This is a genomic window from Pseudomonas sp. 9.2(2024), assembly GCF_039695385.1.
Lineage (GTDB): Bacteria > Pseudomonadota > Gammaproteobacteria > Pseudomonadales > Pseudomonadaceae > Aquipseudomonas > Aquipseudomonas paraglycinae.
The window spans coordinates 5,466,050-5,489,224 of record NZ_CP155585.1; the positions used below are offsets into that span (position 1 = coordinate 5,466,050).

General features: G+C 57.6%; 17 protein-coding genes, 2 tRNA genes and 3 rRNA genes. 6 read left to right on the plus strand and 16 right to left on the minus strand.

Going from position 1 to position 23,175, the window contains the following annotated elements:
* Positions 1–39: 39 nt before the first annotated feature.
* Positions 40–1,212, plus strand: coding sequence for a hypothetical protein (locus tag ABFB52_RS24635; protein ID WP_129973082.1), 1,173 nt, complete (start codon positions 40–42; stop codon positions 1,210–1,212).
* 180 nt (positions 1,213–1,392) lie between these two features.
* Positions 1,393–1,920: an SET domain-containing protein-lysine N-methyltransferase gene (locus ABFB52_RS24640; protein ID WP_102687515.1), complete on the plus strand. Its 528-nt coding sequence runs from the start codon at positions 1,393–1,395 to the stop codon at positions 1,918–1,920.
* Between the two features lie 8 nt (positions 1,921–1,928).
* Here the strand turns inward: ABFB52_RS24640 and can are convergent, their stop codons facing one another.
* Complete coding sequence (gene can, locus ABFB52_RS24645; RefSeq protein WP_011335942.1) at positions 1,929–2,573, minus strand: carbonate dehydratase; 645 nt, start codon at positions 2,571–2,573, stop codon at positions 1,929–1,931.
* Positions 2,574–2,715: 142 nt separating this feature from the next.
* On the opposite strand from can, the gene ABFB52_RS24650 reads away from it, so the two are divergent.
* The gene (locus ABFB52_RS24650; RefSeq protein WP_129973083.1) at positions 2,716–3,120 is read left to right on the plus strand and encodes a serine kinase/phosphatase; all 405 of its coding nucleotides are present in this window, start codon (positions 2,716–2,718) and stop codon (positions 3,118–3,120) included.
* A 15-nt stretch (positions 3,121–3,135) separates the two neighbouring features.
* On the opposite strand, the gene rimI is transcribed toward ABFB52_RS24650, so the two are convergent.
* Entirely contained in the window at positions 3,136–3,588 is a 453-nt protein-coding gene (rimI, locus tag ABFB52_RS24655; RefSeq protein ID WP_129973084.1) for a ribosomal protein S18-alanine N-acetyltransferase, read from the minus strand.
* Positions 3,581–4,327, minus strand: coding sequence for an energy transducer TonB (locus ABFB52_RS24660; protein ID WP_129973087.1), 747 nt, complete (start codon positions 4,325–4,327; stop codon positions 3,581–3,583). Before ABFB52_RS24660 ends, rimI begins: the two co-directional genes overlap by 8 nt.
* A 231-nt stretch (positions 4,328–4,558) precedes the next feature.
* On the opposite strand from ABFB52_RS24660, the gene mksB reads away from it, so the two are divergent.
* The 3 genes from mksB to mksF are packed head-to-tail and all read left to right on the plus strand — an operon-like array spanning position 4,559 to position 9,367.
* Positions 4,559–5,839: an Mks condensin complex protein MksB gene (gene mksB / locus ABFB52_RS24665; protein ID WP_162803847.1), complete on the plus strand. Its 1,281-nt coding sequence runs from the start codon at positions 4,559–4,561 to the stop codon at positions 5,837–5,839.
* Positions 5,829–6,530 (plus strand): Mks condensin complex protein MksE, encoded by a 702-nt coding sequence (mksE, locus tag ABFB52_RS24670; protein ID WP_085745415.1) that lies wholly within the window; start codon positions 5,829–5,831, stop codon positions 6,528–6,530. Before mksB ends, mksE begins: the two co-directional genes overlap by 11 nt.
* A complete protein-coding gene (gene mksF, locus ABFB52_RS24675) occupies positions 6,527–9,367 on the plus strand; it encodes an Mks condensin complex protein MksF (RefSeq protein WP_085745416.1) in 2,841 nt (946 codons plus the stop codon). The genes mksE and mksF overlap by 4 nt, the downstream gene beginning before the upstream one ends.
* Positions 9,368–9,436: 69 nt before the next feature.
* On the opposite strand, the gene ABFB52_RS24680 is transcribed toward mksF, so the two are convergent.
* From ABFB52_RS24680 to ilvN, 13 genes are all read right to left on the minus strand, one after another.
* Positions 9,437–11,740, minus strand: a complete 2,304-nt coding sequence (locus ABFB52_RS24680) for an MlaD family protein (RefSeq protein ID WP_085745417.1) — start codon at positions 11,738–11,740, stop codon at positions 9,437–9,439.
* On the minus strand, positions 11,733–12,356 hold the full coding sequence (locus ABFB52_RS24685; RefSeq protein ID WP_007951771.1) for a paraquat-inducible protein A: 624 nt from the start codon (positions 12,354–12,356) through the stop codon (positions 11,733–11,735). Before ABFB52_RS24685 ends, ABFB52_RS24680 begins: the two co-directional genes overlap by 8 nt.
* Complete coding sequence (locus ABFB52_RS24690; protein WP_007951772.1) at positions 12,343–13,002, minus strand: paraquat-inducible protein A; 660 nt, start codon at positions 13,000–13,002, stop codon at positions 12,343–12,345. Before ABFB52_RS24690 ends, ABFB52_RS24685 begins: the two co-directional genes overlap by 14 nt.
* 149 nt (positions 13,003–13,151) lie before the next feature.
* Positions 13,152–13,267 (minus strand): 5S ribosomal RNA (gene rrf, locus ABFB52_RS24695).
* Positions 13,268–13,419: 152 nt separating this feature from the next.
* A 23S ribosomal RNA gene (locus tag ABFB52_RS24700) occupies positions 13,420–16,310 on the minus strand.
* 238 nt (positions 16,311–16,548) lie between these two features.
* Positions 16,549–16,624 (minus strand) — tRNA-Ala (locus ABFB52_RS24705).
* Positions 16,625–16,634: 10 nt separating this feature from the next.
* A tRNA-Ile gene (locus ABFB52_RS24710) sits at positions 16,635–16,711 on the minus strand.
* Between the two features lie 123 nt (positions 16,712–16,834).
* Positions 16,835–18,371, minus strand: a 16S ribosomal RNA gene (locus tag ABFB52_RS24715).
* Together the 16S, 23S and 5S rRNA genes with 2 tRNA genes alongside form the textbook arrangement of a ribosomal RNA operon.
* Before the next feature lie 541 nt (positions 18,372–18,912).
* Positions 18,913–19,536, minus strand: coding sequence for a protein-methionine-sulfoxide reductase heme-binding subunit MsrQ (gene msrQ / locus ABFB52_RS24720; RefSeq protein ID WP_007959665.1), 624 nt, complete (start codon positions 19,534–19,536; stop codon positions 18,913–18,915).
* Positions 19,536–20,549, minus strand: coding sequence for a protein-methionine-sulfoxide reductase catalytic subunit MsrP (gene msrP, locus ABFB52_RS24725; protein WP_085747758.1), 1,014 nt, complete (start codon positions 20,547–20,549; stop codon positions 19,536–19,538). Before msrP ends, msrQ begins: the two co-directional genes overlap by 1 nt.
* Positions 20,550–20,611: 62 nt before the next feature.
* Positions 20,612–21,469 (minus strand): CDP-diacylglycerol--serine O-phosphatidyltransferase, encoded by an 858-nt coding sequence (gene pssA / locus ABFB52_RS24730; RefSeq protein WP_039771608.1) that lies wholly within the window; start codon positions 21,467–21,469, stop codon positions 20,612–20,614.
* 147 nt (positions 21,470–21,616) lie between these two features.
* A complete protein-coding gene (ilvC, locus tag ABFB52_RS24735) occupies positions 21,617–22,633 on the minus strand; it encodes a ketol-acid reductoisomerase (protein ID WP_007959661.1) in 1,017 nt (338 codons plus the stop codon).
* Positions 22,634–22,681: 48 nt separating this feature from the next.
* On the minus strand, positions 22,682–23,173 hold the full coding sequence (gene ilvN, locus ABFB52_RS24740) for an acetolactate synthase small subunit (RefSeq protein WP_003176102.1): 492 nt from the start codon (positions 23,171–23,173) through the stop codon (positions 22,682–22,684).
* Between the last annotated feature and the right edge of the window lie 2 nt (positions 23,174–23,175).

A 23,175-nucleotide genomic window follows, 5' to 3' on the forward strand; every position in this document is an offset into this window, starting at 1 on the left:
CTCCACCAAGGTTTTACCCTCGCTGAAAAGGATCTGAGCATGTTGAAACTCGCAGGCCTCACCCTCGCGGCGCTCACGTTGAGCGCCGCCGCCCACGCCGATGTCGACCTGAAACTGGGCAGCACCGAACGCGTCACCCGCCTCTTCGCCTACCCCAACAATTGCAGCGTGATCTGCTTTCGCAACTGGACGCTGGAGCAGACCGTCGCCCATTACCTGAGCCAGAGCGTGCAGCGCGACGGCTACACCAACGCCAAAGTGCTGGTGAAAAACGACAACGATCAGCTCTACGCCGAAATCAGCGGCGTACCGAAGGGCTACGACAAGCCGCTGACCGCGCTGCTGGACGCCGGCGATCTGGCCTACAAAGGCGCCAGCAAACTCAATGCCGACGGCAAATGGGCATACAGCTGGTACCTGTTCCTGCCGCTGGGCATGGCCTTGGAAAACCGCAAAAGTGTCGAGCTGTTGCACTTCCCGCCGGATTACTCACTGACCCAGGCCCAGGATTACCTGCGCTCGAACACCACCGACCGCTGGGCCGCGCTGCTGACCGACAATGGCATCCCCGCCGACCAGACGCCGGCCTACCAGACCATCATCGACATCGCCCCGATCGCCGCGCCCGCCAGCGCCGGCAAGGATCTGGAAGGCGTGTACGACTACTTCAAGGATTACCAGACCACCATGGTCAAGCAGGTCAGCCAGAACGCCAGCGGCGCCGTGCTGCCGATGGTTGCCTTCGGTGCGCCGGTGCGTAACTGGATCAAGCAGCAATACGGCGCGACCGTGAATGTACTGGGTCTGGCAACCATCAGCCCGAGCACGGGGGTGAACGTGCCGGTGCTGGGTTCGAACCACCCGAGCTACATCTGGTACGCCGCCGACCCGAGCAACTACACCGGCGACGATGCCCAGGCCAAGGCCGATGCGGCCGGTCTGAAGGTAATGGGGCAAGACCTGAGCGCCGCCTGCTGGCAGGCCGGGATGGGCAGCAAACCGGACACCGATCCGAAGACACTGCTCAACAGCTGCACCCAGACCTGGCAAGTGACGCAGAAAGCCAAGACCTGCGAGCTGTTCTACACCACGATCCGCAACCAGACCGTGGCACAGGCGGACAAGACCTGCTCGACCGCACCAGTCAAATCCCAGTTGCAACAGCTCAAAAGCCCATTGCCGGACATGGCCGCGCCCGCGGCCCATCTCTGAAAGGACATGCGATGTTCCCGTGTCAGCCTTGGCTGACCCGGGAAAGCGTCTATTTCGCCTGTCAGATCTGACAGTAGACCGCTAATGTGATTTACGGGATCTTGGATCCAATGATCGTGTTGCAGGACTGACAGGACGTCAGCTCGGGAAAGTCGCGACACCTGGCCAACAGGGAACGTTATGAACACTCACGCATTACCGGGTAAACCGGCACGCGATACCGAGGGCATTTATCCTTTTGCCGGACTCCCCGTGCGCATGGGATTTCCGTCAAAACAGGATTTCGAGATTGTTCACGATCCCGAGGGCGTAGCCACCGCTGTCGTAGCGTGCCGGGAGTTCCTGCGCATCACCCGAATGTGCCGGGTTTCAGGCCAGTTGCTGCCCTATCGCTGCCGGCAGACCCGGCAACTGATGCCAGGGATTCATATCTACGATCCACGCTTTTGCGGACTTTTCGAACACTCATGCGATCCAAACACCTTCTTTGACGCAGTAGAATTATGGTTCTGGGCTCTGCGCGACATTGCCGAAGGTGAACGATTGACCATGGACTACACCGCCACCGAAGACAAACTGCTGCGGCAGTTCGCCTGCGGTTGCGGCTCCTCGCGCTGCCGTGGGTGGATCACCGGTTACGACGAATCACCCAATCTTGAAGGCCAGCGCTACTTGTTGAGCTGGCGCCGCCGGCAAGGTTTACGCTGAACGACCGGTCAAGGCGCGCCGACCGGACGCAAACGGTATTGCGGCGGCAATTGCTCGAAACCGCTGATCGTGGTGTTCAGGCTCTTCCAGCGACCATCCTTGATGCCGTAGATGCAGCCGTGGATCGACAGGCTCTGCCCGCGATGCCAGGCGTTCTGGATGATGCTGGTGTGGGCGACGTTGGCCACTTGCTGGATCACGTTGAGCTCGCACAGACGGTCGACCTGTTCTTCTTCGGTCGGCAGCCTGGCCAGTTCTTCGCGCTTTTCGTAGTAGAGGTCGCGGATCGAACGCAGCCAGCCGTCGATCAGACCGAACTGACGATCCTGCATCGACGCCCGCACACCGCCGCAGCCGTAGTGCCCGGTCACCAGAATATGTTTGACCTTTAGCACGTCCACTGCGTACTGGATCACCGACAGGCAGTTGAGGTCAGTGTGCAGCACCACGTTGGCAACGTTGCGGTGAACGAACAGATCGCCCGGCAGCATGCCGACGATTTCGTTGGCCGGCACCCGTGCGTCGGAGCAGCCGATCCACAGATATTCAGGCGTCTGCTGACGGGCCAGCTTGGCGAAGAAATCCGGGTCTTCCTTGGTGATCGCGTCAGCCCAACGCTCGTTGTTATCAATCAGGTCTTGTAAGTCATGCATGCTGTAAGGCCTCAAGAAAGATGCGCTGGTATGACAGTCGACCGCCCGTCGGGGTCACGCGGGGGTCGTGGGTGATTTGCTTTGAATTTCTCGTGCACCCGGTGAGTCCATCCCAGTAAGGCCCACAGTATGAGGAATTGCCATGACTGATTCACGACGCCCCTTCGATGCGGTGCAACCGGAGCCCATCGATGATAACGAAGACCGCATGGGTTCGGTGCATGAGCTGGACTTCGACGACGAACAGCCCAGTGCGAAGATCGGCGATGAGCTGCCCGAGCGCGAGCGCGAACAGTTGATGCCCCGTGACCGCGTGCGTGAAGCCGGTTTCACCGGGGCATCGACTGCCGATCACGAACCCACCGACGATGACCTGAGCCCGGAAACCCTGATCCGTGAAGATGGCGCCCGGGATGCCCAAGAGCTCGGGGAAGGCAATCAGGCCGATTGGGATCTGAGCGTGGTCGACGAGGACGATATCGGCGGCGGCAACGGGCTGGATGAAGCGGAACTGGCGCGTCGCGATCCGCTGGATCGCAAGCGCTGAGGGCTCCTGCCGCGATCAGTCGACGAGCGTGCAGGCCATGACTACGGCATCTTCACGCCCGCCGACCGCCGGGTAGTAATCCCGGCGCCGGCCGATCTCGTTGAAGCCATAGCGCTCGTAAAGGCGAAAGGCCGACGTGTTGCTGTCGCGAACTTCCAGGAAACATTCCCGGGCATCGGCGGCGTAGGCGCGGGACATCAGGTATTCGAGCAGGGTCAGCCCCAGCCCGCGACCCTGGTTTTCCGGTTTGACCGTGATGTTGAGCAGATGCGCTTCATCGAGAATGATCTGCACCACCCCGTGGCCCACCTGCTGCTCACCTTCGAACATCAGCCAGATCTGGTACTTGCCCAGGCCGTCGAGAAAAATCCCGCGGGTCCACGGATGGCTGTACGCGGCGAATTCAATCTTCAGCACAGCGTCCAGATCCGTCTCGGTCATCGGGCGAAACGATACAGCGTCACTCATTCGATTCTTTCCAGCGCGCCATCAGCCGACGCATGGCTTGCCACACGGCGGCCTTGCGCTGTGGCTCTTCCATCAACAATTCCAGCCCCGGCACGGCCCACGCCAAGCCAAGACCCTCGATTTGCAATTCACGGTTGAACGCTTCGGCATCCGCCTCACCGGCAAAGCGCACCGCCGGCAGGCCGATCAGCCACAGGCAGGCGCACGGCGCCGCCTCCATCTGCACCGACAGGAAACCCTGGACGAAATCCCGGGCCGCTTCCGGGCCCTGATCCATCGTGCCGCGGTTCAGCCATGGCCAGCGCACCGGCTCACCGACAATCTGCGGCGCGTCCGGCAGACCGGCGGCACGCAGCATGTCCTTGAGCAACAGATAAGCAGGATCGCGGGACTGAAAGGCTTCGCCTGTGGGTAACTCCACCAGCAGCAGGCAACGGCCCGCGCGCAGCAATTGCAGGGAAAAACGCGGTGGCGGCACCGGCGCCGGCTTGGCCACCACAGGTGTTTCGTCGACTTCTTCGACCGGTTTGGCACCCGTGCGGGTGCTGGCGAGCGAAGGTCGCGGAACCTCGATCTTCGGCCGTTCGACCGGACGCGCGGCCGGCTGCTCCGGCGCTTCGGCCGGGGTAGCCGGGATCACCGGTGCGGCAATCTCGGGCTCGGGCATGTCCAGCAGCTCGGGCCGCGACGGCGCGGCAAAAGGCAATTCGGTGCGCGGCAGCCAGTTGACCACCTGCATGGCGTTCAAATAGGCGCGGCGGCGGGACTCGATTAGCAAGGGTCGGCCACTTGTGGATAACTGAAGTGCGCTGATTCTACCGCCCTTCGCTCAAGATCGCGCGCTGTTGATCGATAGTCTTGACCGATACCTTGACGCAAAGAAAAGCGACAGCCCGTCCCGAGAGTGAATCGCATCCTTCGTGATGCAGTACAATCGCGGCTTTTAATCGCCAACCAGCCGGCCATTCCGATGATCGAACCCAAGCGCGTCTTGCGCGCCCTCGCTGAACACTGGGCACTTCTGGAGCCACTGTGCGAGCACTTCGACCAGGGCACCCTGAGCCTCAACGAACTGCGTACGCAACTGGCCGCCCAGCAACTGGACAGCACGCCGCAGGACATCACCAGCCTGCTCGACGTGTGGATCCGCCTCGACATTCTGGTTCCCGTGGCGAAAAGCCCGAACCGTTTCGAGCTGAACGCGCAGATTCACGACTTCCTCGCCTATCTGCGTCGGGAACACCGTCTGGGCCTGTGCCTGGAAATCGAAGCCTATCTGCGTCACCTTGAGCGTCTGGCCGGTTATATCCAGGATGCGTTCGACGTCCGTGACGGCAATGACCTGGCGCGTCAGTTGCGCCTGCTCGACATGCGCGTGCGCGACGTTCTGAAGAAACTCGACAACGACGAACAGGCGCTGGTGGCCGTGGCCGAACGGGCCAAGACCAGCGACCGGCAGATTCCGCTGCGTCAGCGTTACGCCGAAGTGCTGGCGACCTGGGACGAATACGTCGAGCCGATGATCGATCTGGTGAACGCCGACGGCGCCTTCGAGCAAGGCGTGCGCAAGGTCGAAACCGTGCTGCTGAAGATGCTCAGCGAACAGCAGCGCCTCGGCCATCTGGTCGATGACGACATGCTGCTGCGCACCCACGCGCGCATCCTCGAAATGCAGACCAGCGCCCAGTTGACCCTGCGTCACGCTCGGGAATTGCTGCTGCCGCTGCGTGAAGAAGCGCGCCGGCACAACGCCGTGACACGTGGTGCCGCACTTGCGCTGGCCGCGATCCGCCGCAAAGGCATCGACGCCGTGCCGCAAGCCGCGATGCCGCTGTTCACCCGGCCGCAAAGCACCTTCCTCGGTAGCGCCAGTCAGGTTGAAGCCTACGTCTACGCCCTGGCCCGTTTCGAGCCGAAACCGGCGCGTTTCCCAAAGGCGCACAAGTCGCAGAAGACTGGCGATGCCCCGCGCGCACCGCGCACCGTGCGCGAGATGGTCGACCGCTGCGAAGAATCCCTGCCGATGCCGGATCTGATGACCTGGCTGCTGGAGCAGGAACCGGACGGCGCGACCGACGAATTGCTTTACTGGTTCTCGCGCCTGTCGCGGGAGAAACGCTTCAAGCGCGAGCGTCTGGAACGCCGCGAATACCACACTCACGAGCACCAGGTCAGCCTGCGCTCCTTCGCCCTGCTCTCGGCCGGCGACACCGCCGCCGAGGATTCTGCGAGCATTCCCAATGCATCTTGATCTTTCCGAACTGTCTCAGCTGGCGCCGATCTTCCGCGAGCTGTTCAAGGGCTACCACGTCAGCCGCCGCGACCCGGAGCTGTACGCACAACTGTCGAACTTACAGGACCAGTACCGCACGCTGTTCAAGGCACTGGGTTTCGAACTGGTCTGCGACACCCGTGGTTTCTATTACTTCGTGCCGGACATGGCAGCAGCGGCGGTGAACAAGACTGCTCAGCGTCTGGCGCTGTTCACCTTCATCCTCGTCGAGCATCTGGCCGATCAGGGTCGCGATCCGATCGCCGTGCTCGACGGCGGCAGCCTCGGCCGCGAAGAACTGCCGTCGCTGCTGGAAAAGTACCGCGACCTGTTTATCCAGGCCGAAGTGCAGACCGTTGAAGAGCTGGAAGAAAAAATCATGCGCCGCATGACCCAGCTCGGCTTCGCCAGCGAGGAAAACGGCGTGTACCGTTTCCTGCCGCCGATGCATCGCTTCCTCGACGTCTGCCTGTCGGTCCAGCAAGACCGCGATCTGGCGGCCAGCGTGCACAGCGTTCTGCCGCTGCCGGCACCGGTACTGATTGACGAAGCCGCCGAGGCGAAATTTCTCGCCACCGACGACCCGCTCGATCTATCCGAATTTGAAGAAGAGAGCGAAGAAGACGCACTGGCCAGAGCCATTGCCGAAGAACAGGAGTCCGACGCATGAGCCAGGAACGCTACGGCATCCGCCGCTTTGCCCTTTTGAACACCGCCGGTTACAGCCTCGGCCTGTTCCCGCTGGAAGAACCGCTGTCGGTCTACGGCGCGAACAACCTCGGCAAATCCGCCTCGATCAACGCCTTGCAGTTTCCGATTTTGGCGCGCATGTCGGACATGAGTTTCGGCAAGTACAGCCTGGAACAGTCCCGGCGTTTCTACTTTGCCTCCGACACCAGCTACATCCTCGTCGAAGTGAACCTGCCCCACGGCCCGCACGTGATCGGGGTGGTCGGTCGCGGCCCGGGCGGCGGTTTCGGTCACCAGTTTTTTGCCTATGCCGGCAAGCTCGATCTGGCGCATTACCAGAAGAACGACACCTGCCTGCGGCAGAAAGAGCTGTTCAGCAACCTTGAGAAAGAAGGCCTGAAAGCCTACGAACTCAAGCCCGATGAGCTGCGCCGATTGCTGGTGGGCGGTCACACGTCGATCCCGCTCGATTTGACGCTGATTCCGCTGCGCTCCACCAGCGAGCAGAGCCTGAAGACCTTCCGCGCGCTGTTCATCAACCTGCTGCACATGCGCGAAATCACCGCAGCCAAGCTCAAGCAATTGTTCCTCGATGCCTTCGAACACAGCCTGCGGTCCGGCAGCGTCGATTACATCGCGGCGTGCGAAGAAGCCTTCCGCGATGTGCGTCGCATGGAACAGGACTACAACTCGCTGGTAGCTGCCGGCCCGCTGGTCGAAGCCTTGGCCAACGGTGTGAAACAGCGCGACGTGCTGCGCGGCAAACTGCATCGCCTGTCGCCGCTGCTCGACTCGTTGCTCGGCACCTGGTCGGACTACGCCACGGCGCGCAAGGAAGAGCTGACCATTCAGGCCGAGCACTACCGTCGCGAGCAGGACGACCTGCAAAACGATCAGCGCGGCGGCACTCAGGAACTGATGCGTCTGGAGCGGGAAATCTCCGGCATCCAGCGCTGGCTCGGCGAGTTGTCCGTTCTGAAGAACCGCTTCGCATTGGTCGATGACGTCAAAGTCCTGGAGCAGCAACTGCTGGCGGCCAAGGACGCTCACGACGAACTGGCCGGTGCGCTGGCGCAGTCCCGTCAGTTCAGTGCCGAGGATCTCGAAGAACGTCTTCGCGATCTGGAAAAACGCCTGAAGTCGGTGAAGCAACAACTCGATCACGCCGACAACAACAGCTATGCACGCCTGCGCGAAGAGTTCTCGCAACAGGATGTCGAGCGCCTGATGCGCCTGTTCAACAGTGCGCTGTTCAGCCTGCCGCTGGGCGAACACGGCATCACCCTCGACGAGAACGGCGAGTGGGTAAAATCGGTCGAGCTGATCCTCGACGGCTTCAAGGGCGAGCGTTTCGAAGTGCCGGGCCTGTCGATCGACATCTCGCACATCGAGCCACCGGCTCTTCAAGCGCTGGCCGACCGTGCCGCGCTGCGCGATCAGAAAGAGCGTCTGGAAAAAGAGCTCAAACAACTCAAGACCCAGCAAGCGGTGGCCGCCGACCGCGCTGCGAGCAAGACCCAGACCGAAGCGCTGTACCAGCAGGTGCTGGATGCGCAAAAGGCGCTGGAAGATTTCCGCCGCACCCAGACCCTGAGCGCCGAAGAAGGCGACAAGCTGGAGCAACTGGCGCAAATGGAAGCCGCGCAGGACGAACTCAAGCGTTCCAGCGATGCGTTCACCGAGCGCGTCCAGCAACTGTCGGCCAAGCTGCAACTGGTCGGCCGGCAGATTGCCGACATGGAAGCCAAGCAACGCACCCTCGACGATGCCCTGCGTCGCCGTCAGTTGCTACCGGCGGATCTGCCATTCGGCACGCCGTTCATGGATCCGGTCGACGATTCCATGGACAACCTGCTGCCGCTGCTCAATGACTATCAGGACAGCTGGCAAGGCCTGCTGCGTGCCGATGGCCAGATCGAAGCGCTGTACGCACAAGTGCGCCTGAAGGGCGTGGCCAAGTTCGACAGCGAAGACGACATGGAGCGCCGTCTGTCGTTGCTGATCAACGCTTACGCGCACCGTACCGACGAAGCCCTGACCCTCGGCAAGGCGCGTCGCGCAGCCGTGACCGATATCGCGCGGACCCTGCGCAATATCCGCAGCGACTACGACAGCCTCGAGCACCAACTGGCGCTGTTCAACCGTGAGATCAACAAGCGTCAGGTCTCCAACCTGCAGAGCTTCCGCATCGTGCTCGCGCCGAACAAGGAAGCGCTCAAGCACATCGACCAGATCATCCACAGCGCCGGTCAGTACGAAGAAGGCGAAACCTTGTCGGTGTTCGACCTGAGCCAGAGCGCCGAGCAGGACAACAAGAACGAAGAGGCCAAGGAGTACCTGGCGCGGCTGGTGGCGGCAAACCACAACCAGCTCGGCCTCAAGGACTTGTTCGAACTGGCGTTCGAGATCACCAAGGTCAACGGCCAGCCGGTGATCCACACCGACATCGATGGCGCGGCGTCCAACGGCACCACGATGACCATCAAGGCGCTGACCAACATGTACTTGTTGCTGCACTTGATGGATCGCGACCTGGCCGGTCGCGTGCGCCTGCCGTACTACCTCGACGAAGCGGCGGACATCGACGAGAAGAACCAGGCCGCTCTGCTGGAAACCAGCCTGCAACTGGGCTTCGTGCCGATTCTGGCGAGTGTGAAGCCGCAGGTCTGCGCCAGTGTCGCCATCGACCTGGAAGGCGGCAGCGGCCCGGCCGGCATCTACATCGACGAGGCGGACTGGAAATACATCCGCCGTCACGATTTGGTGAAAGCCACCATCAATGTCGAAGCGGACGAGCCGGAGCTGGATGCGGTTTGATGCTTAACTGACGGGCACAAAAAAGGGCCGCGATCCAATGGATCGCGGCCCTTTTTCATGGGCTCGGGATTATTTGCCGAGGGGGATTTTCGGCGCCCAGGTCAGCCATTCGTCTTCGAACTTGTCGAACAGTGGGAAGGTTTGTTCGGCACGCGCGGGGTTGCCCATCTTCTCGCCGTCCGGTGTGGCGAAGGCGATACCGCCCTGAATCACGGTCTCAAGCGACTCCGTGCGTACGGTCATGCCTTTGAACAGGCCGATATCGAAACCGACACCACTGGTGTTCCAGAAACGGCTGCCGCTGCGCACCAGTGGCGCGTATTTCGGTTCGATCAGGATGTGCACCAGTACGCGATCCGCTGTCTGGCCCAGTTCGTAACCGGTGACTTTGCCTACGGTGATCTCTCGGTAGGTCACCGGAACACCCGGTTTCAGCGAGCCGCGACGGGCAGCGCTCAACACAAGGCTCAAGCCTGCCTCCTGCTTGGTGACTTCCGGCGGATTGGCCAGGGCCACGAAGTTCTTCTGCGGGCCGAGGTTCTTGGCCGCAGGTTGCACTTCGATGTACTGGCCGGTGACCAGGGTCTCCAGGTTCGAGGTCTTGATCAGACCCAACTCCGGTTTGACCACCCAGAACTGACTGCCGACTCGAGCAATCTTCTCCGGCACTTCAGTGATGCGCGCGGTGAGGATTACCGATTGCAGATCATCGGTCAGGTCGACACTTTCGATCTTGCCGACGTCCAGTCCCTTGAAGCGCACCGGGGTGCCACTGCGCAAACCGTCCGCGCGATCGACCTTGATGGTGACGACGGCGCCTTTCTGATTCGCTTCATCATGGTTGGCGAACAGACGGAAGCGCGGGATGCGTTTTTGTAACGGTGCTTTGGCTTGTGGCGTTTCGAAGGCAATGCCGCCGGCCATCAGGGTCTGCAGCGATTCACTCTTGACCTGAATCCCGCCGGTCAACCCGCCGGTCAGCGTGACACCGCTGACGTTCCAGAAACGGGTCGAGGCGTTCACCAGGTTTTCGTATTCCTTCTCGATGTGGACGCCAATCACCAGTTGTTTGCGGGTCTTGGAGAACTGATAGCTCTGCACCGAACCGACCTTGACCTGCTTGTAGAGGATCGGGCTGCCGACGTCGATCGAGCCTAAGGTATCGGTGAACAGGACCAGGTGCAGGCCGGGTGCGCGCAGATCCAGCGGCGGGGCTTTTGGCCGGGCCTCGAATTCACGTTGTGGCGCACCACCCTTGTCGCCCGGACGTACGGCGATGTAGTTACCTTTTACCAACGCTTCCAGACCGGTAATGCCGGCCAGGGAGATCGAAGGTTTGACCACCCAGAATTGCGTGCCGGTGACCAGATAGTCTTCGGCCAGCGGATCAAGGGTCAGTTCGGCGGTTGCGCTGGACAGGTCCGGGTCAATCTTCAGCGCTTTCAGGTTACCGACCTGAATGCCCTTGTACATCACCGGGGTGCGCCCGGCTTGCAGGCCCTCGAAATCGCTGAGTTTGACCTTCACGCGGATACCGGCGGCGGCCGCATCGAAGTCTTCGTAGAGACGGAACGGCAGGCTTGGATCGGTGGGCGGGCTGTCCTTGCGGTTCTCCGGGGTGGCGAAGGCGATACCGCCGGCGACGATGCTGGCCAGGGATTCGCTGCGCACTTTCACACCGGACAGGTTGGCGTCGATGCTGATGCCGCTGGCGTTCCAGAAACGTGTGTGTTTGCGCACCAGTTTGGCGTAAGTCGGTTCGATGAACACCTTGAGCTCGACCGTACTCTGGTCTTCCGACAGCACGTAACTTTTGATCTGACCGACTTTGATCTGCTTGTAGAACACCGGGCTGCCGCGATTCAACGAACCCAAACGGTCGGCCTTGATCGTCAAGTGCAGACCGGGCTTCGAATCCGATAGCGGCGGCTCTTCGGCCAGGGCCTTGAACTTGCGGGTCGGCTCGCCTTCGCCAGGACTGATGGCGACGTAGTTACCCGATACCAGGGTTTCCAGGCCGGTGATACCGGCCAGGGTCACGCTCGGTTTGACCAGCCAGAAACGGGTGCTGGTCTTCAGATACTGATCGACATCCTTGTTCATCTCGATGGTCGCGATGACACCTTTGGAGTTGCCTTCATCATCGAGCTTGAGGGTTTTCACCTTACCGACCGGCATGCCTTTGTAGACCACTTCGGTCTTGTTGGCCTGTATGCCTTCACCGCTTTCAAACCGCACCTGAATCTCGATACCGGTTTCGGTGTAGGCACGCCAGCCGAGCCAGCCGCCAATAATCAAGGCGATCAGGGGCAGCACCCAGATGGCAGACCAGTTCGAAGCCGGTCGGGTTTTCGCTACAGGCAAATCAGTCATGGTCGGCGTCCGACTCCGTGTTATCCCAAATCAGTCGGGGATCGAAAGTGACAGCGGCAAGCATCGTCAGAATCACCACACTGGCGAAGGCGATGGCGCCAAGATTGGCTTCGACACTGGCAAGCCGGCCGAAGTTGACGACCGCCACCAGAATGGCGATCACGAAAATATCGAGCATCGACCAGCGGCCGATGAACTCGATGAAGCGGTACATCCAGATCCGTTGACGGGCGGACAACGGCTGGCGGCGCTGTACGGAAAACAGCAGCAGCGCGATGCCCACCAGTTTGAAGGTCGGCACCAGGATGCTGGCGATGAACACCACGGCAGCGATCGGAATCATGCCGTGCTGCACCAGCTGGATGACGCCGGACATGATCGTACTCGGGTCACCCTGGCCCAGAGAGCTGACGGTCATGATCGGCAGAACATTGGCAGGGATGTAGATAATCGCGGCCGTGATCAGCAGCGCCCAGGTTCGCGCGAGACTATTGGGCCGCCGGGCGTGAACCAGCGCACCGCATCGGGTGCAGGTCTGCACATCGCTGTCGGTATCCTGCCTGTTCAGTTCGTGGCATTCGGTACAGATCAGAATGCCTGCATCAATCGCCCGCATGGGCATCTTCTCCTGATAACGCCTGCCAGATCTGGTGCGGCGACATCACCACTTCGAGCCAGACCTGAACCAGTAACAAGCCGATGAAACACGCCAGACCGAGGCCCACGGTGATAGCCGCCATGTCCGCCAGTTTGACGATCGCGACCAAGACGCCCATGAGATACACCTCGAGCATGCCCCAGTCTTTGAGGTGGTGATAAATGCGGTAGAGCAGCAGACCATAACTGCGTCCGATGTTGAAACGGATCGTCAGCAACACGATCAGCTGACACAGCAGTTTCAACAGTGGAATCGCCATGCTGCAAAGGAATACGACAACCGAAACACCGCGCATATCGGTGTTGAACAGACCGATAACACCGCTCCAGACGGTGTCCTGCGACGATTGCCCGAGAACATTGAGCTGCATGATGGGTAAAAAGTTCGCCGGCACGTAGAGCAACAGCGCGGCAATGACCAGGGCGAGGCTGCGCTGCACCACGTTATGACGGTGAGCGTACAGTTCGTAACCGCAGCGTGGGCAGAGGGCTTTTTCGCCGTGAGCAAGCTTGGGCTTGCGCATCAGCAGATCGCACTCATGGCAGGCCACCAAGTCATCCAGCGGTAAATCTGACAGCCCGGGGGCGTCAACCGAATCTGACATAAGGGCTCTGGCTCCGAGAAAGTTGGGATCTATTCTAGTGTTCTGATTCGAAAATAACTGTGCAAATTTGTTCGCTGAAACGAGCAAAAACTTTCCTGCGGGCAAAACAAAACCCCAACTGCTTTCGCAATTGGGGTTTCGGAATTTAATCTTGACGATGACCTACTCTCACATGGGGAAACCCCACACTACCATCGGCGATGCATCGTTTCACTTCTGAGTTCGGGATGGGATCAGGTGGTTCCAACGCTCTATGGTCGTCAAGAAATTCGGGTACTGAGTCGTGGCCAGAGGGCCTCGCTTCAGCAAATTGGGTATGTGACAGCTTTCGGTGTTTTGTGAGCGTCGAACTTTCGGTTCATTTTCGTCTTCACACACCGCAATCTGGCCTTTCGACTCAAATTGCTTGGGTGTTATATGGTCAAGCCTCACGGGCAATTAGTATTGGTTAGCTCAACGCCTCACAGCGCTTACACACCCAACCTATCAACGTCGTAGTCTTCGACGGCCCTTCAGGGAACTCAAGGTTCCAGTGAGATCTCATCTTGAGGCAAGTTTCCCGCTTAGATGCTTTCAGCGGTTATCTTTCCCGAACATAGCTACCCGGCAATGCCACTGGCGTGACAACCGGAACACCAGAGGTTCGTCCACTCCGGTCCTCTCGTACTAGGAGCAGCCCCTCTCAAATCTCAAACGTCCACGGCAGATAGGGACCGAACTGTCTCACGACGTTCTAAACCCAGCTCGCGTACCACTTTAAATGGCGAACAGCCATACCCTTGGGACCGGCTTCAGCCCCAGGATGTGATGAGCCGACATCGAGGTGCCAAACACCGCCGTCGATATGAACTCTTGGGCGGTATCAGCCTGTTATCCCCGGAGTACCTTTTATCCGTTGAGCGATGGCCCTTCCATACAGAACCACCGGATCACTAAGACCTACTTTCGTACCTGCTCGACGTGTCTGTCTCGCAGTCAAGCGCGCTTTTGCCTTTATACTCTACGACCGATTTCCGACCGGTCTGAGCGCACCTTCGTACTCCTCCGTTACTCTTTAGGAGGAGACCGCCCCAGTCAAACTACCCACCATACACTGTCCTCGATCCGGATAACGGACCTGAGTTAGAACCTCAAAGTTGCCAGGGTGGTATTTCAAGGATGGCTCCACGCGAACTGGCGTCCACGCTTCAAAGCCTCCCACCTATCCTACACAAGCAAATTCAAAGTCCAGTGCAAAGCTATAGTAAAGGTTCACGGGGTCTTTCCGTCTAGCCGCGGATACACTGCATCTTCACAGCGATTTCAATTTCACTGAGTCTCGGGTGGAGACAGCGCCGCCATCGTTACGCCATTCGTGCAGGTCGGAACTTACCCGACAAGGAATTTCGCTACCTTAGGACCGTTATAGTTACGGCCGCCGTTTACCGGGGCTTCGATCAAGAGCTTCGCGTTAGCTAACCCCATCAATTAACCTTCCGGCACCGGGCAGGCGTCACACCCTATACGTCCACTTTCGTGTTTGCAGAGTGCTGTGTTTTTAATAAACAGTCGCAGCGGCCTGGTATCTTCGACCGGCGTGGGCTTACGCAGCAAGTGCTTCACCCTCACCGGCGCACCTTCTCCCGAAGTTACGGTGCCATTTTGCCTAGTTCCTTCACCCGAGTTCTCTCAAGCGCCTTGGTATTCTCTACCCAACCACCTGTGTCGGTTTGGGGTACGGTTCCTGGTTATCTGAAGCTTAGAAGCTTTTCTTGGAAGCATGGCATCAACCACTTCGTCGCCTAAAGGCAACTCGTCATCAGCTCTCGGCCTTAAGATCCCGGATTTACCTAAGATCTCAGCCTACCACCTTAAACTTGGACAACCAACGCCAAGCTGGCCTAGCCTTCTCCGTCCCTCCATCGCAATAACCAGAAGTACAGGAATATTAACCTGTTTTCCATCGACTACGCTTTTCAGCCTCGCCTTAGGGACCGACTAACCCTGCGTCGATTAACGTTGCGCAGGAAACCTTGGTCTTTCGGCGTGGGTGTTTTTCACACCCATTGTCGTTACTCATGTCAGCATTCGCACTTCTGATACCTCCAGCAAGCTTCTCAACTCACCTTCACAGGCTTACAGAACGCTCCTCTACCGCATCACTTACGTGATACCCGTAGCTTCGGTGTATGGTTTGAGCCCCGTTACATCTTCCGCGCAGGCCGACTCGACTAGTGAGCTATTACGCTTTCTTTAAAGGGTGGCTGCTTCTAAGCCAACCTCCTAGCTGTCTAAGCCTTCCCACATCGTTTCCCACTTAACCATAACTTTGGGACCTTAGCTGACGGTCTGGGTTGTTTCCCTTTTCACGACGGACGTTAGCACCCGCCGTGTGTCTCCCATGCTCGGCACTTGTAGGTATTCGGAGTTTGCATCGGTTTGGTAAGTCGGGATGACCCCCTAGCCGAAACAGTGCTCTACCCCCTACAGTGATACATGAGGCGCTACCTAAATAGCTTTCGAGGAGAACCAGCTATCTCCGAGCTTGATTAGCCTTTCACTCCGATCCACAGGTCATCCGCTAACTTTTCAACGGTAGTCGGTTCGGTCCTCCAGTCAGTGTTACCTAACCTTCAACCTGCCCATGGATAGATCGCCCGGTTTCGGGTCTATTCCCAGCGACTAGACGCCCTATTAAGACTCGCTTTCGCTACGCCTCCCCTATTCGGTTAAGCTCGCCACTGAAAATAAGTCGCTGACCCATTATACAAAAGGTACGCAGTCACAGAACAAAGTCTGCTCCCACTGCTTGTACGCATACGGTTTCAGGATCTATTTCACTCCCCTCTCCGGGGTTCTTTTCGCCTTTCCCTCACGGTACTAGTTCACTATCGGTCAGTCAGTAGTATTTAGCCTTGGAGGATGGTCCCCCCATATTCAGACAAAGTTTCTCGTGCTCCGTCCTACTCGATTTCATGACTAAGAGACTTTCGCGTACAGGGCTATCACCCACTATGGCCGCACTTTCCAGAGCGTTCCGCTAATCTCAAAGCCACTTAAGGGCTAGTCCCCGTTCGCTCGCCACTACTAAGGGAATCTCGGTTGATTTCTTTTCCTCAGGGTACTTAGATGTTTCAGTTCCCCTGGTTCGCCTCTTGCACCTATGTATTCAGTACAAGATAACCATCTTGTGATGGCTGGGTTCCCCCATTCAGACATCTCCGGATCAAAGTCTGTTTGCCGACTCCCCGAAGCTTTTCGCAGGCTACCACGTCTTTCATCGCCTCTGACTGCCAAGGCATCCACCGTATGCGCTTCTTCACTTGACCATATAACCCCAAGCAATCTGGTTATACTGTGAAGACGACATTCGCCGAAAATTCGAATTTCTCAACTAAGAGAACTCACAAATTTTACCTTAGCCTGATCACCACCAGTGAAAGTGGCCATCAGTCTATCTTTCTATCACATACCCAAATTTTTAAAGAACGATCTAATCAAAAGACTAGAAATCAATATTCAGTTCGAATATTCATTTCTAAACTCTCAAACTTTCGAAGCAGTTTATGGTGGAGCCAAGCGGGATCGAACCGCTGACCTCCTGCGTGCAAGGCAGGCGCTCTCCCAGCTGAGCTATGGCCCCATAACAAAATTGGTGGGTCTGGGCAGATTCGAACTGCCGACCTCACCCTTATCAGGGGTGCGCTCTAACCAACTGAGCTACAGACCCAATTTCGAGCTTGTAACTGCTAGCTGTGAGCTATCAGCTTGGAGCTTAAAGCTGCTTCTATCGTCTTCTTCAATGAATCAAGCAATTCGTGTGGGAACTTATGGAGCAGCTGATGTCGTCGATTAAGGAGGTGATCCAGCCGCAGGTTCCCCTACGGCTACCTTGTTACGACTTCACCCCAGTCATGAATCACACCGTGGTAACCGTCCTCCCGAAGGTTAGACTAGCTACTTCTGGTGCAACCCACTCCCATGGTGTGACGGGCGGTGTGTACAAGGCCCGGGAACGTATTCACCGCGACATTCTGATTCGCGATTACTAGCGATTCCGACTTCACGCAGTCGAGTTGCAGACTGCGATCCGGACTACGATCGGTTTTATGGGATTAGCTCCACCTCGCGGCTTGGCAACCCTTTGTACCGACCATTGTAGCACGTGTGTAGCCCAGGCCGTAAGGGCCATGATGACTTGACGTCATCCCCACCTTCCTCCGGTTTGTCACCGGCAGTCTCCTTAGAGTGCCCACCATTACGTGCTGGTAACTAAGGACAAGGGTTGCGCTCGTTACGGGACTTAACCCAACATCTCACGACACGAGCTGACGACAGCCATGCAGCACCTGTCTCAATGTTCCCGAAGGCACCAATCCATCTCTGGAAAGTTCATTGGATGTCAAGGCCTGGTAAGGTTCTTCGCGTTGCTTCGAATTAAACCACATGCTCCACCGCTTGTGCGGGCCCCCGTCAATTCATTTGAGTTTTAACCTTGCGGCCGTACTCCCCAGGCGGTCAACTTAATGCGTTAGCTGCGCCACTAAGAGCTCAAGGCTCCCAACGGCTAGTTGACATCGTTTACGGCGTGGACTACCAGGGTATCTAATCCTGTTTGCTCCCCACGCTTTCGCACCTCAGTGTCAGTATCAGTCCAGGTGGTCGCCTTCGCCACTGGTGTTCCTTCCTATATCTACGCATTTCACCGCTACACAGGAAATTCCACCACCCTCTACCATACTCTAGCTCGCCAGTTTTGGATGCAGTTCCCAGGTTGAGCCCGGGGATTTCACATCCAACTTAACGAACCACCTACGCGCGCTTTACGCCCAGTAATTCCGATTAACGCTTGCACCCTCTGTATTACCGCGGCTGCTGGCACAGAGTTAGCCGGTGCTTATTCTGTCGGTAACGTCAAAACAGCAAAGTATTAATTTACTGCCCTTCCTCCCAACTTAAAGTGCTTTACAATCCGAAGACCTTCTTCACACACGCGGCATGGCTGGATCAGGCTTTCGCCCATTGTCCAATATTCCCCACTGCTGCCTCCCGTAGGAGTCTGGACCGTGTCTCAGTTCCAGTGTGACTGATCATCCTCTCAGACCAGTTACGGATCGTCGCCTTGGTGAGCCATTACCTCACCAACTAGCTAATCCGACCTAGGCTCATCTGATAGCGCAAGGCCCGAAGGTCCCCTGCTTTCTCCCGTAGGACGTATGCGGTATTAGCGTTCCTTTCGAAACGTTGTCCCCCACTACCAGGCAGATTCCTAGGCATTACTCACCCGTCCGCCGCTGAATCCAGGAGCAAGCTCCCTTCATCCGCTCGACTTGCATGTGTTAGGCCTGCCGCCAGCGTTCAATCTGAGCCATGATCAAACTCTTCAGTTCAAACATCTTTGGGTTTTTAAGAAACCCTAAACTTGGCTCAGCAATCGTTGGTTACATCTTTGATTTCTCGCGGAGTAACTTGTGATGCTGATAATCTTGTTGACTATCAGTCTGACTCCACAAGCACCCACACGAATTGCTTGATTCAGTTGTTAAAGAGCGGTTGGTTAAGATCTTTCGTCTCAACCGAGGCGCGCATTCTACAGCAGCCTCATTTGCTGTCAAGTGATTATTTTCAGAAGCTTTCGAAGATTTCTTCAACAACTTCAACCACTTGCGCTTCCGATCTCTCGTTAGCGGGAGGCGAATTCTACAGCGTTACACGCTGCTGTCAACACCTCTTTTTCTCCGCTTTCGACCGAGAAGATCGAACCGTTGAAAGCGCCGAACAAGTCGACATTTCCAACTGCTTCCAGGCTTCGATGAACTGAAGCGACCCGCTTTCGAAACCTACTTAACTCATTGAATCTCAAGGAGTTTTCCGTTTCGACTGTGCCGGAAGTGGGGCGAATTATAGAGACTCAGAATCTCCCGTCAACCCTTAATTTCGCTTTTCCTGAAAAACCTGCTTTTTACCCATCAAACGCGGGATCCGGCGGGTCAAAGGAGGAATACGCAACGCCAAAAGGAAAACACCTATAAAGGCATAGATTGCCCACTCCTTAAGATCAGCACGGACAATCCACAACATATGCAGCAATCCCAACCCGAGAATCACATACACCAGCCGGTGCAATTTCTTCCAGCGGGTACCTAAACGACGCTGACTGTATCGGTTGGAGGTAATCGCCAATGCCAACAACCCCAGAAAACCCAGAGCACCCACAATGATGTAAGGACGCTTGCGCAGCTCGACACCCAGTTGCGACCAGTCGAAACCGAGAATGAACGCCATATAGCTGCAAAGATGCAGAACCACATAGGCAAAACACCAGAGCCCCAACTGACGGCGCACAGCAATCCACCCGGCCCACCCCGTAAGTTTCTGCAGCGGCGTCATACTCAGGGTGATCAACAGCAATACCAATGTCCCAAGCCCCAGCCGATCAACCAGAACCTTCCCCGGATCTGGCCCAAGCAGATCCGCAAAAGCCTGATAGAACCACAACAGCGGCCAGATCGCCGCAGCCAGGAAAACGCCTACACGCCAGATCGGATATCGCATCAGTAGTTCTTCCGCAGATCCAGCCCTGTATATAAAGAAGCGACCTCATCCGAGTAGCCGTTGAACATCTGCGTATCACGCACATTCGGCTTGAACAGACTGTTAGGCAGTCGCCGCTCCCGAGCCTGAGTCCAACGTGGGTGGTCGACAGTAGGGTTCACATTCGCATAGAACCCGTACTCATCCGCCGCAATGCTCTGCCACGTCGTCTTCGGCTGCTCGCTGACCAGACTGATCCGCACGATGGATTTGACGCTCTTGAATCCGTACTTCCAAGGCACCACCAGACGCAACGGCGCACCGTTCTGGTTTGGCAATTCGCGGCCATACATACCCACCGCCAGAATCGCCAAGGGATTCATCGCCTCATCCAGACGCAAGCCTTCTACATAGGGCCAGTCGATCAGGGCAAATCCCGAACGCTGTCCCGGCATGCTCTTCGGATCCTGTAAGGTTTCGAAGCGAATGTATTTGGCATTCGAAGTAGGTTCTACCTGCTTCAACAGTGCCGAAATGGGAAAACCGATCCAGGGAATCACCATCGACCACGCCTCGACACAGCGCAGGCGATAAATACGCTCTTCCAGCTGGTAAGGCTTCATGAAGTCTTCCAGAGCATAACGCCCCGGTTTACCCACCTCCCCGTCCACGACAACACTCCACGGTTCGGTTTTCAGCGAACCGGCATTGGCTGCCGGGTCACCTTTGTCAGTACCGAACTCATAGAAGTTGTTGTAATGGGTCGCGTCCTTGAAAGGTGTGATCGCCTCATCCTTGACGTTCACCGCACCCCATTTGACAGAGGGCAACTTCTCGGCAAACCAGGCGGGCGCTTTTCCGGCTTCGACATCGGCGTAGCGGGCAGCCTCTTCGGCACTGGCCCAGCGCGGCAGACTGCTTATGGCCAAACCGGCCGCGGTCGCTCCGAGCAATTGTCGGCGAGAGAGATAAATGGATTCAGGCGTGACGTCCGACTCATGGCAGTCGGACGCTTTGGGGACTTTGATCAGCATGGCAACTCCGCAGCTTTGGAGGACAGATGCACCATAGACTGCGGAGTATGAGGGAAATTACATCACTCGGCGTGTTTGTGACGACGAAGATGCAACAGATACTGCACCGGGCCCGACGCGGCATAAGCGAGGAACACCAGCAGCAGAATGCGAGGCGGATCGCTGAACACCACGGCAAAGACCAACACCACGGCAAGGATCGCCACGAAAGGCACGCGCCCCTTCAAGTCCAGCTCCTTGAAGCTGTTGTACTTGATGTTGCTGACCATCAGCATGCCGGCGGCCGCTACCATCAGTGCGACCAGGAACGACATCTTCGAACCCTGGATCCCGTAATCGCTGAACGCCCAGACAATCCCCGCAACAACGCCGGCAGCAGCCGGGCTGGCAAGACCGATGAAGTAGCGCTTGTCGGCGGTCCCCACCTGAGTGTTGAAACGCGCCAGACGCAACGCCGCACCCGCCACATAGATGAAGGCAACCATCCAGCCGACCTTGCCCATGTCACCCAGTGCCCAGCCGAAAGCCAGAAGCGCCGGCGCGACACCGAAGGCAACCATGTCCGACAACGAGTCGTACTCGGCACCGAACGCACTTTGGGTATTGGTCATGCGTGCCACGCGACCATCAAGGCCGTCGAGCACCATGGCGACGAAAATCGCGATGGCGGCAAAGGCGAAATACTTGCTCGCATTCGCCGCGTCCCCGGCACTCAACGCAGCCTGGGCACTCATCGAGTTGATGATGGAATAGAACCCTGCGAACAGGTTCGCAGTGGTGAACAGATTCGGCAGAAGATAGATACCACGATGCCGGACTTTACGACCTTCTGCGTCATGCCCTTCTTCGATGTGCTCATCGATGGGCAGCAGGCTTTCGGCGTCGGAAGCCTGGTTCGGCTCTTCGGGACGTTCGCTCATGGACAGTACCTTGCAACGGATTGGACATTTTCGACAGGTGTCTGGGACGACGGTTCGGCCACAAACGATGCAGCTTTATACCAGAACCGCCCGCCCATACGAAAAAACGCGGCCGAGGCCGCGTTTTTTCATACAAGGTTCGACGACTTAGTTTTTGGCTTTGTCGACGATCTTGTTGGCACCGATCCACGGCATCATGGAGCGCAGTTGCTCGCCGATGATTTCGATACCGTGAGCGGCGTTGTTACGACGCTTGGCGGTCATCGAAGGGTAGCCGGTTGCGCCTTCGCTGATGAACATTTTGGCGTATTCGCCGTCCTGAATACGTTTCAGGGCGTTGCGCATGGCCTGACGGGATTCGGCGTTGATCACTTCCGGACCGGTCACGTACTCGCCGTACTCAGCGTTGTTGGAGATCGAGTAGTTCATATTGGCGATACCGCCTTCGTACATGAGGTCAACGATCAGTTTCAGTTCGTGCAGGCACTCGAAGTAGGCCATTTCCGGCGCGTAGCCAGCTTCAACCAGGGTTTCGAAACCGGCTTTTACCAGCTCGACGGTACCGCCGCACAGAACGGCTTGTTCGCCGAACAGATCGGTTTCGGTCTCGTCCTTGAAGGTGGTTTCGATGATGCCGGTACGACCGCCACCCACGCCGGCGGCGTAGGACAGTGCAACGTTCTTGGCATTGCCCGAGGCGTCCTGGTAGATCGCGATCAGGTCAGGGATACCGCCGCCTTTCACGAACTCGGAACGTACGGTGTGGCCCGGGGCTTTCGGCGCGATCATGATCACGTCGAGGTCGGCACGCGGAACAACCTGGTTGTAGTGGATCGCGAAACCGTGGGAGAAAGCCAGGGTGGCGCCTTTCTTGATGTTCGGCTCGATTTCGTTCTTGTACAGCTGGGACTGGAACTCGTCCGGGGTCAGGATCATGACCAGGTCGGCACCGGCAACAGCGGCAGCCACGTCAGTCACTTTCAGGCCATGGGCTTCAGCCTTGGCGACGGTAGCCGAACCTTTACGCAGACCGACGGTAACGTCGACACCGGAATCTTTCAGGTTGCACGCCTGGGCGTGGCCCTGGGAGCCGTAACCGATGATGGCAACTTTCTTGCCCTGGATGATCGACAGGTCGCAGTCTTTATCGTAGAAAACTTTCATGAATTTCCCCTTTATATCCAGGCCGTTCAGGCCATTCGCTAATTTGGTTTAGATGCTGAGTACTTTGTCGCCGCGGGCAATACCGGTGACGCCACTGCGGACGGTCTCCAGAATCGATGCGGTGCCGATGGACTGAATGAAGCTGTCGAGCTTGTCGCTGGTACCGGTCAGTTGAACGGTATACACGCTGGCGCTGACGTCGACGATCTGTCCACGGTAAATATCGGTGGTGCGTTTGATCTCGGCGCGCTGGGCGCCAGTGGCCTTGACCTTGACCAGCATCAGTTCGCGCTCGATGTGAGCGCTTTCCGACAGGTCCACCAGCTTGACCACTTCGATCAGCTTGTTCAGGTTTTTGGTGATCTGCTCGATGACTTCATCGTGGCCGACTGTGGTCAGCGTCAGACGCGACAGGGTCGGGTCTTCGGTTGGCGCCACAGTCAGGCTTTCGATGTTGTAGTTGCGCTGCGAGAACAGGCCGACTACGCGAGACAAAGCACCGGGTTCGTTTTCCAGAAGCAAGGAAATAATGTGCCGCATGA

Coding starts and splice junctions, on each gene's coding strand:
- ilvN (WP_003176102.1), bottom strand. CDS start 23,173: ATGCGGCACATTATTTCCTTGCTTCTGGAAAACGAACCCGGTGCTTTG.
- ABFB52_RS24635 (WP_129973082.1), top strand. CDS start 40: ATGTTGAAACTCGCAGGCCTCACCCTCGCGGCGCTCACGTTGAGCGCC.
- msrQ (WP_007959665.1), bottom strand. CDS start 19,536: ATGCGATATCCGATCTGGCGTGTAGGCGTTTTCCTGGCTGCGGCGATC.
- ABFB52_RS24685 (WP_007951771.1), bottom strand. CDS start 12,356: ATGCGGGCGATTGATGCAGGCATTCTGATCTGTACCGAATGCCACGAA.
- ABFB52_RS24640 (WP_102687515.1), top strand. CDS start 1,393: ATGAACACTCACGCATTACCGGGTAAACCGGCACGCGATACCGAGGGC.
- rimI (WP_129973084.1), bottom strand. CDS start 3,588: ATGAGTGACGCTGTATCGTTTCGCCCGATGACCGAGACGGATCTGGAC.
- mksE (WP_085745415.1), top strand. CDS start 5,829: ATGCATCTTGATCTTTCCGAACTGTCTCAGCTGGCGCCGATCTTCCGC.
- msrP (WP_085747758.1), bottom strand. CDS start 20,549: ATGCTGATCAAAGTCCCCAAAGCGTCCGACTGCCATGAGTCGGACGTC.
- mksF (WP_085745416.1), top strand. CDS start 6,527: ATGAGCCAGGAACGCTACGGCATCCGCCGCTTTGCCCTTTTGAACACC.
- ilvC (WP_007959661.1), bottom strand. CDS start 22,633: ATGAAAGTTTTCTACGATAAAGACTGCGACCTGTCGATCATCCAGGGC.
- ABFB52_RS24690 (WP_007951772.1), bottom strand. CDS start 13,002: ATGTCAGATTCGGTTGACGCCCCCGGGCTGTCAGATTTACCGCTGGAT.
- pssA (WP_039771608.1), bottom strand. CDS start 21,469: ATGAGCGAACGTCCCGAAGAGCCGAACCAGGCTTCCGACGCCGAAAGC.
- ABFB52_RS24650 (WP_129973083.1), top strand. CDS start 2,716: ATGACTGATTCACGACGCCCCTTCGATGCGGTGCAACCGGAGCCCATC.
- mksB (WP_162803847.1), top strand. CDS start 4,559: ATGATCGAACCCAAGCGCGTCTTGCGCGCCCTCGCTGAACACTGGGCA.
- ABFB52_RS24680 (WP_085745417.1), bottom strand. CDS start 11,740: ATGACTGATTTGCCTGTAGCGAAAACCCGACCGGCTTCGAACTGGTCT.
- can (WP_011335942.1), bottom strand. CDS start 2,573: ATGCATGACTTACAAGACCTGATTGATAACAACGAGCGTTGGGCTGAC.
- ABFB52_RS24660 (WP_129973087.1), bottom strand. CDS start 4,327: ATGCAGGTGGTCAACTGGCTGCCGCGCACCGAATTGCCTTTTGCCGCG.